At 73.4% G+C, this 14154-nt stretch carries 11 protein-coding genes; 5 read left to right on the forward strand and 6 right to left on the reverse strand.

Annotated features, from left to right (window positions below; translation table 11 throughout):
* Positions 1 to 69: 69 nt before the first annotated feature.
* The 5 genes from BLW86_RS34920 to BLW86_RS34940 form a co-directional block, all read right to left on the reverse strand.
* Positions 70 to 2088, reverse strand: coding sequence for an AAA family ATPase (locus tag BLW86_RS34920; protein ID WP_093877722.1), 2019 nt, complete (start codon positions 2086 to 2088; stop codon positions 70 to 72).
* Positions 2085 to 2726 (reverse strand): Pvc16 family protein, encoded by a 642-nt coding sequence (locus tag BLW86_RS34925; RefSeq protein WP_093877723.1) that lies wholly within the window; start codon positions 2724 to 2726, stop codon positions 2085 to 2087. Before BLW86_RS34925 ends, BLW86_RS34920 begins: the two co-directional genes overlap by 4 nt.
* Positions 2726 to 3376, reverse strand: a complete 651-nt coding sequence (locus BLW86_RS34930) for a helix-turn-helix transcriptional regulator (RefSeq protein ID WP_093879034.1) — start codon at positions 3374 to 3376, stop codon at positions 2726 to 2728. The genes BLW86_RS34925 and BLW86_RS34930 overlap by 1 nt, the downstream gene beginning before the upstream one ends.
* Before the next feature lie 306 nt (positions 3377 to 3682).
* Positions 3683 to 4276 carry a DUF4328 domain-containing protein gene (locus BLW86_RS34935; RefSeq protein WP_093877724.1) on the reverse strand — a complete coding sequence of 198 codons (594 nt, stop codon included), beginning with the start codon at positions 4274 to 4276 and terminating at the stop codon, positions 3683 to 3685.
* A 109-nt stretch (positions 4277 to 4385) separates the two neighbouring features.
* On the reverse strand, positions 4386 to 5141 hold the full coding sequence (locus tag BLW86_RS34940; RefSeq protein WP_107466172.1) for a TetR/AcrR family transcriptional regulator: 756 nt from the start codon (positions 5139 to 5141) through the stop codon (positions 4386 to 4388).
* Positions 5142 to 5294: 153 nt separating this feature from the next.
* Between BLW86_RS34940 and BLW86_RS34945 the strand changes: the two genes are divergently transcribed.
* The 3 genes from BLW86_RS34945 to BLW86_RS34955 all read left to right on the forward strand — a co-directional run bounded on the left by BLW86_RS34945 (position 5295) and on the right by BLW86_RS34955 (position 9578).
* Positions 5295 to 6806 carry a flavin-containing monooxygenase gene (locus tag BLW86_RS34945; protein ID WP_093879035.1) on the forward strand — a complete coding sequence of 504 codons (1512 nt, stop codon included), beginning with the start codon at positions 5295 to 5297 and terminating at the stop codon, positions 6804 to 6806.
* A gap of 99 nt (positions 6807 to 6905) precedes the next feature.
* Positions 6906 to 7865, forward strand: coding sequence for an AurF N-oxygenase family protein (locus BLW86_RS34950; RefSeq protein WP_093877726.1), 960 nt, complete (start codon positions 6906 to 6908; stop codon positions 7863 to 7865).
* Between the two features lie 132 nt (positions 7866 to 7997).
* A complete protein-coding gene (locus BLW86_RS34955) occupies positions 7998 to 9578 on the forward strand; it encodes an FAD-dependent oxidoreductase (RefSeq protein WP_093877727.1) in 1581 nt (526 codons plus the stop codon).
* A gap of 190 nt (positions 9579 to 9768) precedes the next feature.
* Here the strand turns inward: BLW86_RS34955 and BLW86_RS34960 are convergent, their stop codons facing one another.
* Positions 9769 to 10473, reverse strand: coding sequence for an esterase/lipase family protein (locus BLW86_RS34960; RefSeq protein ID WP_256341527.1), 705 nt, complete (start codon positions 10471 to 10473; stop codon positions 9769 to 9771).
* A gap of 252 nt (positions 10474 to 10725) precedes the next feature.
* Here BLW86_RS34960 and BLW86_RS34965 point away from each other — a divergent pair, with 252 nt between their 5' ends.
* Both BLW86_RS34965 and BLW86_RS34970 read left to right on the forward strand, forming a co-directional pair.
* On the forward strand, positions 10726 to 13080 hold the full coding sequence (locus BLW86_RS34965) for a collagenase (RefSeq protein WP_093877729.1): 2355 nt from the start codon (positions 10726 to 10728) through the stop codon (positions 13078 to 13080).
* 79 nt (positions 13081 to 13159) lie between these two features.
* Positions 13160 to 14119, forward strand: a complete 960-nt coding sequence (locus tag BLW86_RS34970) for a proline racemase family protein (RefSeq protein WP_093877730.1) — start codon at positions 13160 to 13162, stop codon at positions 14117 to 14119.
* Positions 14120 to 14154: the final 35 nt, after the last annotated feature.

Genomic DNA, 14154 nt, shown 5'->3' on the forward strand with positions numbered 1-14154 from the left:
GACGGCGGACGTCAGGCGAAGGGCCGAGGGGGCCACCCGCGCGGGTGGCCCCCTCGGCCCTTCACGCGATCACGGCGCCCAGGGCGCGTCGACGTCCAGGACCAGCCTTCCCGCCTTCCGGTACTCGCGCCGCGCCCCGGCCCGTACGTCCTCGCCGGTCACGGCCGAACCGCGGGCCGCCGCCAGATAGCCGGCCGTCACCGCCGCCGAGCGGATCGCGCCGCCGGCGAGCTCGAACTCCACGGCGCACCGCGCGATCTCCTCGTCCAGGCCCTCCGCCTTCGGCGTGCCCGCCAGGCAGGAGCGCCAGAGCGAGACGCGCTGCCCGGGATCGGGGAAGGGGAAGTCCACGACCAGGTCGAGCCGGCGGGTGAACGCCTCGTCGATGTTGGCCCTGAGGTTGGTCGTGAGCACCGCGATCCCGTCGAAGGCCTCCAGGCGCTGGAGCAGATAGGCGCTCTCCAGGTTGGCGTACCGGTCGTGCGAGCTCTTCACCTCCGACCGCTTGCCGAAGACCGCGTCGGCCTCGTCGAAGAGGAGGACGCAGTCCGTGCGGTCCACCTCGGCGAAGATCCGCTCCAGGTTCTTCTCGGTCTCGCCGACGTACTTGTCGACCACCGACGAGAGGTCCACCACATAGAGGTCGAGGCCCAGTTCGCCCGCGACGACCTCCGCGCCGAGCGTCTTCCCGGTGCCCGACTCCCCGGCGAACAGCGCGACGACACCGCGCCCCCGACCGCCCCCCGTGCGCAGCCGCCACTCGCCCAGCACCCGGTCCCGGTCGCGGGCCCGGCCGGTCAGCTCGCGCAGCATCCCCAGCGGCTCCTCGGGAAGCACGAGATCGGCGAACCCGACGGCCGGCCGGATCCGCCGCGCATGGCTGTCGAGGAGCGGCGCCGACACCAGCCGGGCGCCGCGCCGCAGCTGCGCGAGCGTCAGCGCCGTGCCCTCGAACGCGGCGAGCGCCCGGGCGGAACGCGCCGCCCGGCGCACCTGGTCGCCACTGAGGCGGTACGGGGCGGTGGCCGCGTCCAGGTCGAAGTCGAGTCCCACCGGCCCGAGTTCGCGGTGCCAGTGGCCGTCGGGGCCCGCCGTGTCCTCCGGTGCGTCGAGCGCGATCAGCTCCGCGTCCGGCGCCCACCGGAGATCGGGCGCCTCGGTGCCGGCGAGGACCACCGTCGCACCGGACGAGGCGAGGGCGCGCACCAGCGGTCCGGGCCGCGGAGGCAGCGGGTCGACGACCACGGCGGCGCCGCGCAGCCGGGCCTCACGCAGCAGCAGCCGCGCCGCTCCCTCGGCCACGCCCTCCGGCCGGTACCGCAGCACGGGCCGTCCGGCGGCGCGCAGCGCGGCCACCACCCCGTCCGTGGCGGCCCCGGGGACGCGCTGACGCAGATGGACGGTGACGGGCCCGGCGGCGACGACCCGCGCCCCGAGCGCCGTGGCGGCCTCGTCCCCCGCCCCCGCCGGCAGCAACTCCACCTCGGCGGCCCGGAGTCCCGCGTCGAGCCGCCCGTCGTCGCCGAGGAGGTGTGCCACCACCCGCTCCGGCACGCGCAGGGCCCGCCCGGGCAGCGGCCGGTCCTCGTCCTCGATCTCCAGGAGGCCGCCGGACCGCAGCGGGGCGGCCGGATGGAAACGGTCCCGGGCGGCCGGGTCGAAGGGGCCGGTGCCCGCCAGGTCCAGGGCCAGGGCCACGGTGGCGCGCCGCCGGCCCACGTCGTCGTTGAGGTATCCGTACAGCGGCTCGAAGCCCCGGTCCACGTCGGGCGCGAGCGCCGCGAGGAGGACATGGGCGTCGAGCGCGGTGAGTCCGAAGTCCCGTGCCAGGAGAGCCAGTCGGCCCGTTCCGCCCAGGTCCGGAAGGGGAGCGCTGTCGTCCTGCACCGCCGGTCCCCGCCTCGCCGTCGGTCCCGGCTCCGCCGCGATCCGGCGGGCCGTCTCCCCGGTGACGTACAGGCCGCGCAGCGGATCGCCGGCCGTGGGGTCCCCGGCGCTCCGGGCGTCCACGAGCGCGGCGACCCGGTTCCGGAGCGCGCGGACCAGACCGAGCACGCCGTCGGCACCCCGGAGGTCGTCCCCGCTCATGCGCCGCCCTCCTGCCGCGGGTCCGCCCTGACGCCGATGCGTCGCCGCATCCGGGGAGCGGAGTCGCCCGGTACGCCGTCGATCCCGCGTACGAGGACCTCCGCGCCCTCGGTGACCGGCGGCGCCGCCTCGTGCACCGGAGCGACCGGGAACGGTGTGGTGACCACGACGTCGAGCGAGGGCTTGAGCTCCCCGCCGAGCGCGGACCAGATGTCCGCCAGGGAGCGCGACTCGGCGGGCGGTACCGCGACGGAGAGCGGCAGGGACGTGGCGATCGGCCGCACGGACTCCGGCACCGCGTCTCCGGAGAGCACCTCGTGCGGCAGGAGCAGCGCCAGCGCGCCCGACAGGAGCCGGTGCTCGTCCTCGGGCCGTGAGGTCCAGGCGGTCACCAGGTAGGAGAGCCGGAACCAGCGCGGTGGCAGGCGCCTCCGCGTCACGATCCCGTCGGCGTCCCGCTCGGCCCGTGCGCCACGCTCGCGCCGGGCCACGTCCTCCCGGATGTCGTACAGGTAGGCGTTGAGCGTGGGGGTGGTGCGGCGGGCCGCCCAGTCACGGGTCGGGGCGTCGAAGGCGATGTCGCCCGTCACGGCGGGGGCGAGCAGCCGGCGCAGGGCCCCGTCTATCTCGTGGATCATCAGATGTAGCCTTCGCGGAGCGCGTACGCGACGGCATGCGCCCGGTTGGTGAGCTGGAGACGGGTCATGAGCGAGTGCAGGACGTTCTTCACGGTGCGCTCGGAGTAGGCGAGCTTCTCGCTGATCTGCCGGGTGTCCAGGCCCTCGGCGAGCAGCCGCAGCACGTCCACCTCGCGGGGCGCCATCCCGAAGAGCGGCACCGACCCGCCGGTACCCGTTCCCGCCGCCGTGGCCCGCTGGAGCCGGCCCACCTGGTTCAGGAGACGGCTGACCAGGTCGGGCGGCAGTTCGCCCTCGCCCCGCGCCGCGCTGTGCACGGCGCTCAGCAGCCGCTGCTCGGTGGCCTGGTGGCGCCAGATGATGGCCCGTACCCCGTGCTCGACCACGGTCAGGAGGTCGGGCTCGCGCAGCTCGCGGGCGACCAGCACGACGCGCTGGTCGCGGCCGCGCAGCAGGCGCCGGAGTTCCGCGGTGGTGGGTTCGTCGATCCGGTCCGCGAGCATCACCGCCACCGCGGGGGCGTCCCCGTTCCCGTCGTCGTGCTCGGGCACGAAGTCGATGGTCGGCTGGTGCCGTAAGTGGCTGATGAGCCCGGCCCTGCTGAGTGGATCGGATGCGTGGACGGTCACCGTCACCCGTGTGGTGAGCACTTCCGCTACCTGCTCCTTCTCACGCGCCTCGACCGTCCGGGCGTGGTCGGGCGCCCGGAACCGGCCGGCGCGGCGACGGCGGCCTCCCGGCCGTCGGTCGCCACGCACGGCGAGGCTCCCCGTGGTCTGCTGGTCCGTGGCCGGCGCACCGGTCACGATGGTCCTGTCCAGCTTCCCGCGCGGTACTCACGTCTCGCTAACGCTCCGCTGCCGCGCTCCGGAACCTCGCGCCGGGGCCGTCCACAACGCTCTTCCCGTGTGGCGCCCGCCACTTGGGGCGTCCGCGCGGCGGCGGGAGGGCGGTTCTCAGGTCATGTTGAAGTACGGGAGGGGGCCGGCCGGCTGGTCGGCGGTCACGCGGCGGATCACGGCGATCGCCAGGATCGAGTCCAGGATGCCGATGGCGTGGTCCACCGGGTTGTGGTACTCGGTCTGATGGAGCACCAGCAGGTGGACCGCGACCGAGAGCGGGCCGTCGGCGAGCCAGACGAACCACCAGATGTTGATCAGCCAGGTGTCGCGGGGCGGGCCGCCGGCGCGCCGGATGTCCAGGGTGATGCGCCGGGGCAGCCACCACATGGCGAGCGGGATGATCCAGGCGCCGAGGGCGAAGCCCGGAGCGTACTTGTGGGTGCCCGGCGCGAGCACCTCGGCGTTGCAGCGGGCGCGGTGGAACCAGACCAGGAACGAGATCCAGCAGAGGATCTGGAGGAAGCCGAGCGCGGCGTTCCCGTCCTCGAGCCAGGGGGCGTCGGGGCCGGTGAAGATGACGTACGCCTCGGCGAGGGCCGACGTGGCTATCAGGCACTGGACGATGAGGGCGGGCCCGGCGGGGTTGCGGAAGCGGTAGCGCGGCCCGCGCACGGCCGCGGGCCCGACGGGCACGTTGTACTGGTCCATGTTTCATCCCCCCGAACGCGGCCGAGTGGTACGGCTGCCTTGATCACCGGCATCGTAGGGGCGCGCGGTCCCACCGGCCAAGGGCCGGGAGCCGGGGAAGGGGTCGGGGTCAGCGGCCGTCGTCCGGCACGTCGTACGGGGTGCCCGGCTCCGGCGGTTCCGGGACCGGCCCGATCGGCTGGTCGGGGTCGAGCTTGATGCCCAGGCGCGGGGTGACACCCGCGAGCAGACCCCAGAGGGCGTCGCTCAGGAAGTGGGTCAGGTCGTCCAGGGAGCTCCGCGACTCGGGGTGGGCGGCCCACTGGTTCACCACGCCGTCCACCAGGCCGACCATGCCGAACGCCAGGTTGAGGTTGAACCCCGTGGGCGCCGCCTCGCCGTCGAGGAACCGCTCGGCGTACGTGTCCAGGAGCCGGGCGAGGTGGAGGGCGACGGCGGTGCGGGTCCCCGCGACCGCGCGTGAGCCGGCGGCGGGCTGCCCGGGCGAGCCGGTGCCGAGGAAGCGGTGGAGGTGGGGGTGGAGCGCCACCCAGCCCACGTAGGTGGCCGCGGCGAGTTCGATCGCCTCCCGGATCGTGCCCTTGGGGTCGAGGGCGGGGGACAGGGCGGTCATCAGGTCGTCGGTGATGCGCGCGCGGATCTGCTCGTCGAGGTCCTCGCGGCTGCGGAAGATCCGGTAGACGACGGAGCGGGGCATGCCGGCCTCGGCGCCGATCGCCGCCACGCTGACCGTGGTTCCTTCGCGGCCGATGACGGCGAGCGCCGCGGTGAGGACCTGGTCCCGGCGTTCGGCGCGGTGGCCGGTCCAGCGGGTGTCACGGCCGTCGGGGCGCCCGTCGTTGCGTGTGTGTCTGTCCTCGGCCACGGCGTGGATCGTACCCGGCAGCGGGGACGGGACCGGGTCGGAGGGGTGGCGCAGGTCACGTTACCGCCGGTATCCTGGACGCGGTGACACAGGTAAATTCCGGGACCTGAGGAAGAATGCCCGCCGGTACGACCGGCAGTGGAGGGGACGGACATGGAGAACCAGCACGTCGACGTGCTGATCATCGGCGCGGGCCTGTCCGGCATCAGTGCCGCCTGCCACCTGCTCGCCGGGAATCCCGGAGCCACGTACACGATCATCGAGCGACGTGCCGGGATCGGCGGCACCTGGGACCTGTTCCGCTACCCAGGCATCCGCTCGGACTCGGACATGTACACCTTCGGCTACGGCTTCCGCGCCTGGCACGGCACCAAGGTCCTCGCCGCCGGCCCGGACATCCGCCGCTACATCCGGGCCACCGCCGAGGAGCACGGCGTCGCCGACCGCATCCGCTTCGGCCACCGGGCCCTCCGGGCGGACTGGTCGAGCGCCGAAGGCCGCTGGACCGTCGAGACCCTCGACGAGGCCACCGGCGAGACCCGCCTCCTCACCGCCCGCTTCCTCGTCGGCGCCACCGGCTACTACGACTACGACGCAGGCCACCGCCCCGAGTTCCCCGGCGAGGAGCGCTTCCGCGGCACCCTCGTGCACCCGCAGCACTGGCCCGAGGACCTCGACCACACCGGCAAGCGCGTCGTGGTCATCGGCAGCGGCGCCACCGCCATCACCCTCGTCCCCGCGATGGCCCCCGAAGCCGCCCACGTCACCATGGTCCAGCGCTCGCCCACGTACGTCCTGGCGCTCCCCGCGGACGACCCCCTCTCCGTCCTCCTGCGCCGGCTGCGCGTCCCCGCCGCGCTCGTCCACCGGGTCGGCCGCACCCGCAACATCGCGATGCAGCGCGCCCTGTACGCCCTGTGCCGCAAGGCCCCCCGCCTCATGCGCAAGGTGCTCCTCGGCGCCGTGCGGGCGCGGCTCGGCAAGAGCGTCGACATGCGCCACTTCACCCCGGCGTACAAGCCCTGGGACCAGCGGCTGTGCGTCGTGCCCGGCGGAGACCTCTTCACGACGCTCAGGAGCGGCCGGGCGTCCGTCGTCACCGACCACATCGAGACGTTCACCGAGGCCGGCGTCAAGGTCAGGTCCGGCGAGGAGATCCCCGCCGACATCGTCGTGACGGCCACCGGTCTGCGCATGCAGCTCGCCGGCGGCATGGAACTCGCGGTCGACGGAAAGCCCGTCGTCACCCGCCACCACCTGCTCTACAAGGGCGTGATGCTGGACGGCGTCCCCAACCTGGCGATGATCATCGGCTACACCAACGCCTCCTGGACGCTCAAGGCCGACCTCGCCTCCGCCTACATCAGCCGGCTCATCGCCCACATGGACCGCCACGGCCTCACCGCCGTCACCCCCGTCGCCACCGAGGCCGACCGCTCCTCCGTCTCCGTCATGGGCGAGTCGCTGACCTCCGGCTACATCGCCCGCGGCGACGCGATCATGCCCCGCCAGGGCACCCGCGACCCGTGGCGGATCCGGAACGACTACTACCGCGACCGCCGCGCGCTGCGGCGGTCCCCGATCGAGGACCCCGCGCTCCGCTTCGACCGCGCGGTTCCCGACGGGCGCCCCGCCGAGCGGGAGGACCGGACCCCCGCGGTCTGACCCCTCCGAAAGCCCTCGGAAAAGCACCTCGAAAAGCCCTCGAAAAACCCCTCAGAAAAGCGCCTCCGGACAGACGACCGCGAGAGACCGAGGACGACGATGACCAGCGTGCAGAGCTACCACGAGAGGCTCCGGACCCTGTCCGAGGCCTCGGTGCACATCCACTTCGACGCGTTCACCGACATCGACTGGGACCACCCCGACTTCGCCATCGACCCGACGGACCCCCGCTGGGTGCTCCCCGCGGCCGACCCCCTGGGCGGCCACCCCTGGTACCAGGAGCAGCCGTTGGAGGTCCGGACGCGCATCGGACTGTGGCGGTACGCCAACATCGTCAAGGTCGGCATGCAGTTCGAGAACGTCCTCATCCGCGGGGTGATGGACTACCTCTTCGCCCTGCGCAACCAGAATCCGGAGTTCCGCTACCTCACCCACGAGGTCACGGAGGAGTGCCACCACACCCAGATGTTCCAGGAGTTCGTGAACCGCGCGGGCGCCGACGTGCCCGGCGGGCGCCGCTCCTTCCGCGTGCTCAGCCGCTTCCTGCCCCTGGCCGGCTCGCTGGTCCCCGAGTCCTTCTTCACCGGCGTCCTCGCCGGGGAGGAGCCCATCGACCACCTCCAGAAGGCGATCCTGCGCGGCGGCGAGGACATCCACCCCCTGATGCGCCGGCTCATGCAGATCCACGTCGCCGAGGAGGCCCGGCACATCTCCTTCGCCCACGAGTTCCTGCGCGTCAAGGTCCCCGGCTACGGCAGGGCGCGCCGGGGCGCGCTCTCGGTCGCCTTCCCGCTGATCATGCGGGTGCTCGGCGACGTCATCATGGTCCCCGACAGGAAGGCCGCCGAGACGATAGGCGTGCCCCACTGGGTGATCAAGGACATCTTCTGGAAGTCGCCCGACGGCGAGAAGATGCTCCGCGACCTCTTCTCCGACGTGCGGATGCTCGCCGAGGACATCGGCCTGATGAACAGGGCCTCCCGGCGCGTGTGGAAGGCGCTGCGCATCGACGGCCGCCCGTCCCGCCACCGCGGCGAACCCGCCCCGCACGCCGCCTGACGGAGCCGGCCGACCGAGAGCCGCCCGACCGGGAGCCGGCCGACCGGGAGCCGGCCGACCGAGAGCCGACCGAGAGCCGGCCGACCGAGAGCCCGTCTCCTCACCGGTCCCGTGAACGGAGAACCCTTCCCCATGCCGTACGTCGTCACCCGGTCGTGCTGCGCGGACGCCTCCTGCGTCCTGGCCTGCCCGGTCAACTGCATCCACCCCGCCCCCGGCGAACCGGGCTTCGGGCAGACCGAGATGCTGTACGTCGACCCCCGCACCTGCGTCGACTGCGGCGCCTGCACGTCGGCCTGCCCGGTGGACGCGCTCAAGCCGCACACCGGGCTCACCCCGGCGGAGTTGCCGTTCCTCGAACTCAACCGCGCCTACTACGACGCCCATCCGCACGAGGACCGGACGCCGATGGCCCTCGTGCCCGCGCAACGCCGCACCTCCGCGGCCGAGTTGTGGGTCGCCGTCGTCGGCGCCGGACCGGCCGGGCTGTTCGCCGCCGACGAGCTGCTCCGGTACCCGGGCGTCACCGTCACCGTCCACGACCGGCTGCCCACCCCGTACGGGCTCGCCCGCGCGGGAGTGGCCCCCGACCACCAGGACACCAAGCAGGTCGCCCGGCTGTTCCGCACCGTCGAGAGCCAGCCCGGCTTCTCGTACCGGCTCAACACCGAGATCGGCCGCGACCTGCACCACGAGGACCTGGTCCGCGACCACCACGCCGTGATCTACGCCGTCGGCGCGGCCACCGACCGGCGGCTCGGCATCGACGGCGAGGACCTGCCCGGCAGCGCCTCCGCCACCGACTTCGTGGCCTGGTACAACGGCCACCCCGACCACAGCGCCACCCCCTACGCCCTGGACGGCGAGCGGGCCGTCGTCATCGGCAACGGCAACGTGGCCCTGGACGTGGCCCGCGTCCTCACCGCCGACCCCGACACCCTGGCCCGCACCGACATCTCCGACCGGGCGCTCGCCGCGCTGCGGACGAGCCGCGTCCGCGAGGTCGTCGTGCTCGGACGCCGCGGACCGGCCGAGGCCGCGTTCACCCTGCCGGAACTGCTCGCCCTCGCCGCGCTCGACGGCGTCGACGTCCTCGTCCAGGGCTGGCCGGCCGACGTGCCCCCGGATGCCACGCCCAAGATCGCCGTGCTCGCCGAGCTGGCCGCCCGGACCCCCGTGGCGGGCCGCCGCCGCATCGTCCTGCGCTTCCGGACCCGCCCGACCCGGATCCTCGGCGACGACCGGGTGACCGGTCTGACCGTCGAGACGGCCGGGGCCGTGGAGAGCATCGAGGCCTCGCTCGTCCTGCGCGCGATCGGCTACCGCGCGCGGCCCGTGCCCGGCCTCCCGTTCGACGAGACGACCGGCACGGTGCCCCACGAGAGGGGCAGGGTCCGCCCCGGCGTGTACGTGGCCGGCTGGATCAAGCGCGGCCCCCAGGGGTTCATCGGCACCAACAAGTCCTGCGCCCAGGAGACCGTCTCCGCGCTCCTCGACGACCTCGAAGCCGGCCTGCTCACCGCCCCCACCGGCGGGGACCCGGCGTCCGGCGGGCACCCGGAGGCCGTCGGCCTCGACGGCTGGCGGGCGATCGACGAGGGCGAGCGCGCGGCGGGCCGCCGCCAGGGACGCCCCCGCGTGAAGCTCGTCGACAGGGAGGAGCTGCTCGCCACCGCACGCTCCGCGTCGGGCCGCCCGCCCGCTTCCTCCTGACCTAGCGTCGGGTCGACCCCCTCGGGCGGAAGCGGGCCTGGGTGAGGCGGGGGGAGGCGGCGGGGCGGCCGGCGATGAGGGACTGGAGGATGTCGAGGAGGGCCGCCGAGCTGTCGACCGGGTTCAGTTCGAGCGCGGAGGCGGGTCACGGAGCCCGCCGCCGAACGGGTCACGGTCTGAAAGACACCCCCTACGAGCGGAGGAAGGCGCGGACTCCCCGGGAGACCGCGTCGTCTCCCAGCAGCGCGTTGTGGTCGAGGCAGCCGGCGCCCTCGTTGACGGCGCCGGCCAGCGGCACGCTGCTGTCGGGGTTGATGACCTCGTCGCAGTTCGACCACCAGGTGGCGTAGCGCACGGCCCCGGGCGTCTCGTCGCCCTCCGCGAGCTTCTTCTGCACGTAGGAGCCCGGCGTCATGTCGCGGCAGGCCTGGTCCCACAGCGCGCACGCCCACGCCGTACCGGTGCCGTGGTTGGGGCCCGCGAGGGAGACCCAGTGGGCGACGGAGGACTGGCCGGCGGCGTCGAACTTCACGTACCAGCGGGTGACGAGGCTGCCGAAGGAGTGGGCGACGAGATCGACCCGGGCGGCCCCGGTCTGCCGCCTGACGCCCTCGACGTACGCGGCGAGTTCGCCGGACAGGACCTCGTTGACGGACCGGTGCGTGTCGTAGCCGAAGGAGAACAGCTCGGCGTCGGTGTACCCGTCGGCCTTGAAGTCCGCGCGCAGTCCGCCCCATACGCCCGGGTCGGCGTTGTACCCGTGGACGAACACGACGGGGGTACGGGCGGAGGAACCGGGCGCGGGCGTCTCGGCCCGGACGGGCGCCGTCGGCAGGAGCAGGGACGCGAGGACGGCGAGCAGCGGAGCGGCGATCCGGCCACGGAGTCTCAACACGCTTTCCCCCAAGACGAGTTACGCGCGGTTAGTCAGGAGCATGGTGGGGGCTGAAGGGGCGGATGAACAGCCCCGTGCGCGGCTTCGTCGGCCCTGGTGGGGAACTGATGTCGCCCTAGGGCTTGTCAGTGCAATTTCACATTACTATGTTACAGCGCACACGGTTCGATGAACGTCCGTCATACGCCGTGCGAACCAGACCAGTTCGCCCACGCATCTCCGAACCGACCCCCCTCACCAGCAGGAGTCCTGTTGTCCCTCCACCGACGCGTGCGCTCTTCCCTGCTCGCCTCCGCCGTCACGGTCACCCTCCTCGCCTCCGCAGGCCAGGCCGGCGCCTCCGCCGCGGGCGCGGACGACCGACCCGCCCCGGCCCCCGCGCTCGGCGCACCGGGCCCGCAGGCGCGGCCGGCGGCCAACCCCTTCGACGAGGTCGAGCACCGGGCCTCCGCCCCGCGCACCACCTTCGGGCCCGCCCCCGCCCCCGGCGGCCACGCCACGGGCCGCGTCCCCGGCCGGGCACCGGCCGCCGCCCCCCCGCGCTCGCTCGCCGCGGCCGCCCCCGGCACCACCGCCGCCGGCGTCCCCTGCACCCTCGACGGGATCACCGGCCTCGCCCCGGAGCGGTTCGCCGACTTCCTCGCCGACCCGGCGGTCACCGCCGACGGCTGTCTCCGCGGCCTCATATGGACCTGGGACGCCCGGCTCGCCCCCGTGATGTCCGACGCCCACGTCCAGGCCGTCGCCCGCCGCATATCGAGCCTGTCCGCCGCCCACGACGGACGGAACACCTCCCACCTGGAGGAGATGTTCACGTACCTGCACGCCGTCGCGTACCACGACTACTCGCGCGACGAGATCGACACCACCGACGCCCCGACCGTGGACGCCGTCCGCCGGGCCGTCGCCGACTTCGGTGCCGCCGCGCACACCTTCGACGTCACGAAGAGCAACGCGAACACCCTCCGCGAAGCGCTCTACGCGGCGAGCGCGCCCGGCCTGCGCCAGCACCAACTCGGCCTGATCAAGCGGGTCCTGGCCACCATGGACCCCTCGCACCCCGCCACGAACCCCGACCCGGCCTGGGCCGGCGCCGCACTCGCCGCCCTCTCCGTCAACTACCTCGGCGTCTACCCGGGCAACCAGGACGGCGCCTTCCACGCCGCCGTCGCCGCCGACCCGGCCTACCGCGCGACCTTCAAGGCCTTCGCGGGCTACGGCCACCTGAAGGGCACCGCCAACGCCTGGGTCGCCCGCGACGCCCTCGGCGAGTACGGCCGCTTCGGCCAGGTCGACGGCCTCAGGGACGGCGTCGTCGCCGACCTCGGCGCCACCCTCACCACCGTCGTCGACACCTTCGGCCGCGGCAGCGAGCAGTGGGCGAAGGTCGTCTCCTGGCTCAACACCTACGAGGCCTGCAAGCCGTACGGCGTGTGCAAGGAGGACATCGAGAAGCAGCTCTTCCCGTACACGTACACCTACGACAACGGCGCCATCAAGGTCCGCACCGCCCTCGACCGGGCCACCGTCGACCAGCTCTACTACGCGAGCAAGCAGGTCAAGGCGCAGTACCACCGCGTCCTCGGCACCGACCGGCCGCTCGCCGGCGACACCAACGCCACGCTGAACATCGTCCTCTACGCCTCCCGCGCGGACTACGAGAACTACCACCCCATCCTCACCGGCATGGGCACCAACAACGGCGGCATCTACATCGAGCGCGGCGCGACCTTCTACACGTACCAGCGGCGCGTCCCCCAGGACTCCTCGCTGACGCTGGAGGAGCTCTTCCGCCACGAGTACACCCACTACCTCAACGGCCGCTGGGCCGTCCCCGGCCTCTTCGGCGAGGGCCCCTGGTACCAGGGCGACCGCACCACCGCCATGGACGAGGGCACGGCCGAGTTCTTCGACGGAGCCACCCGCGACAACGGCATCGCCGTCCGCAAGTCCCTCGTCCGCGGAATCATCAACGACACCGCCGGCGGCGGCCCCCGGATGAACCTGCGCCAGATCCTCAACGCCACCTACGACGGCGACGGCTTCCGCTTCTACAACTACGCGGGCACGTTCTTCGAGTTCCTCTGGACCGAGAAGCCCTCGCTGCTCCGCGAGATGTACACCCACCTGCGGGCGAACGACGTGGCGGCGTACGACGCCTGGCGCGCCCGGATGGGCTCCGACGCGAACCTCCAGCGCGCCTACGACCGCTTCCTCGACGCGCAGATCGCCAAGGTCGACCAGCTGTACGTCCCGAACACCACGTACACGCCCAACGCCCAGCTCCGCGACGCGGACCTCGCGTCCGTGAGGTCGGCCTTCGCCACCGCCACGTACAACACCCCCGACTGCGTGGAGAACGGCGAACCCGGCAAGCGCCGCTTCCTCTGCACCGGGCGGATCACGGCGAACCTGTCGAACTGGGCCAGCGAGGACCAGAACTTCAAGGACATGTCCGAGACCGTCGACTACTTCATCCTCGACCGGGCCGGCGCCGCCTCGAACAACCTGGCCGACATGAACTGCAGCTTCGGACCCGTGGAGATCTGGTCCACCAAGGTCGCGGCCACGTCGAGCTACAGCTGCGAGGGCCCCCTCCGCAGCTGACCCGCCCACCGCCCGGGCCGGCCCTTCCACGGGGGAGGGCCGGCCCGGCACCACGACTCCCCTCTGGAGGCCGTACTCCGTGAGCACCACCCCGCGCCCGGTCCGCACCACCGACTACCACACCGCCGGCGAGCCCTTCAGGATCGTCGACGAGGACCTGCCCCCGATCCCCGGCGACACCGTCGCCGAGCGCCGTGCCCTCGCGCTCCGGCTCGGCCCGCTCGACGACCTGCGCCGCCTGCTGGTCCGGGAACCCCGCGGACACTCCGGCATGTACGGCGGGTTCGTCGTCCCGCCCGACGACGACGGCGCCCACTTCGGCGTGCTGTTCTGGCACAAGGACGGCTACTCCACCGCCTGCGGCCACGGCACGATGGCCCTCGGCGCCTGGGCCGTCGACACCGGACGCGTCCCGGCGCCCGGCGACGGCGACGTCCCCGTACGCGTCGACGTGCCCTCCGGGCGCGTCACCGCGACCGTGCACCGCGCGGGCGGCCGCACCACGGGCGTCACCTTCCGCAACGTCCCGACGCGCGTCCTCGCGCGCAAGGTCCCGGTGACCACCGCGTACGGCACCGTCGAGGTCGACCTCGCCGACTCCGGAGCCTGCTACGCCTCGGTCCCCGCGCGCGCCCTCGGCCTCGACACCGGCCGGGTCTCCCTGCCCGCGCTCGTCCGGGCCGGAGGGGAGATCCGCGCCGCGCTCCTCGAACACGACGTGTACGGCGTCGTCCTGTACGACGAACTGCCCGACACTCCCGACGGGCCGCACCAGCGGAACGTCACCGTCTTCGCCGACGGGCAGATCGACCGGTCACCCTGCGGATCGGGCACCTCCGCCCGGCTCGCCCTGCTCGGCGAGGACGGGCGCCTCGGGCCCGGCGACGTCCTCACGCACGAGTCCGTGGCCGGCACCGTCTTCACCGGCCGGCTGATGGCTGGAGGGATCACAGAGGTAACCGGTGCGACTCACCGCACCGGCACCCACACCTTCGTCCTCGACCCCCACGACGACCTGGGGACGGGATTCCTCCTTTGACCACCACGCCCGCCACGCCTGCCACGCCCGCCACG

Origin of the sequence: Streptomyces sp. TLI_105 (assembly GCF_900105415.1) — a bacterium.
Lineage (GTDB): Bacteria > Actinomycetota > Actinomycetes > Streptomycetales > Streptomycetaceae > Streptomyces.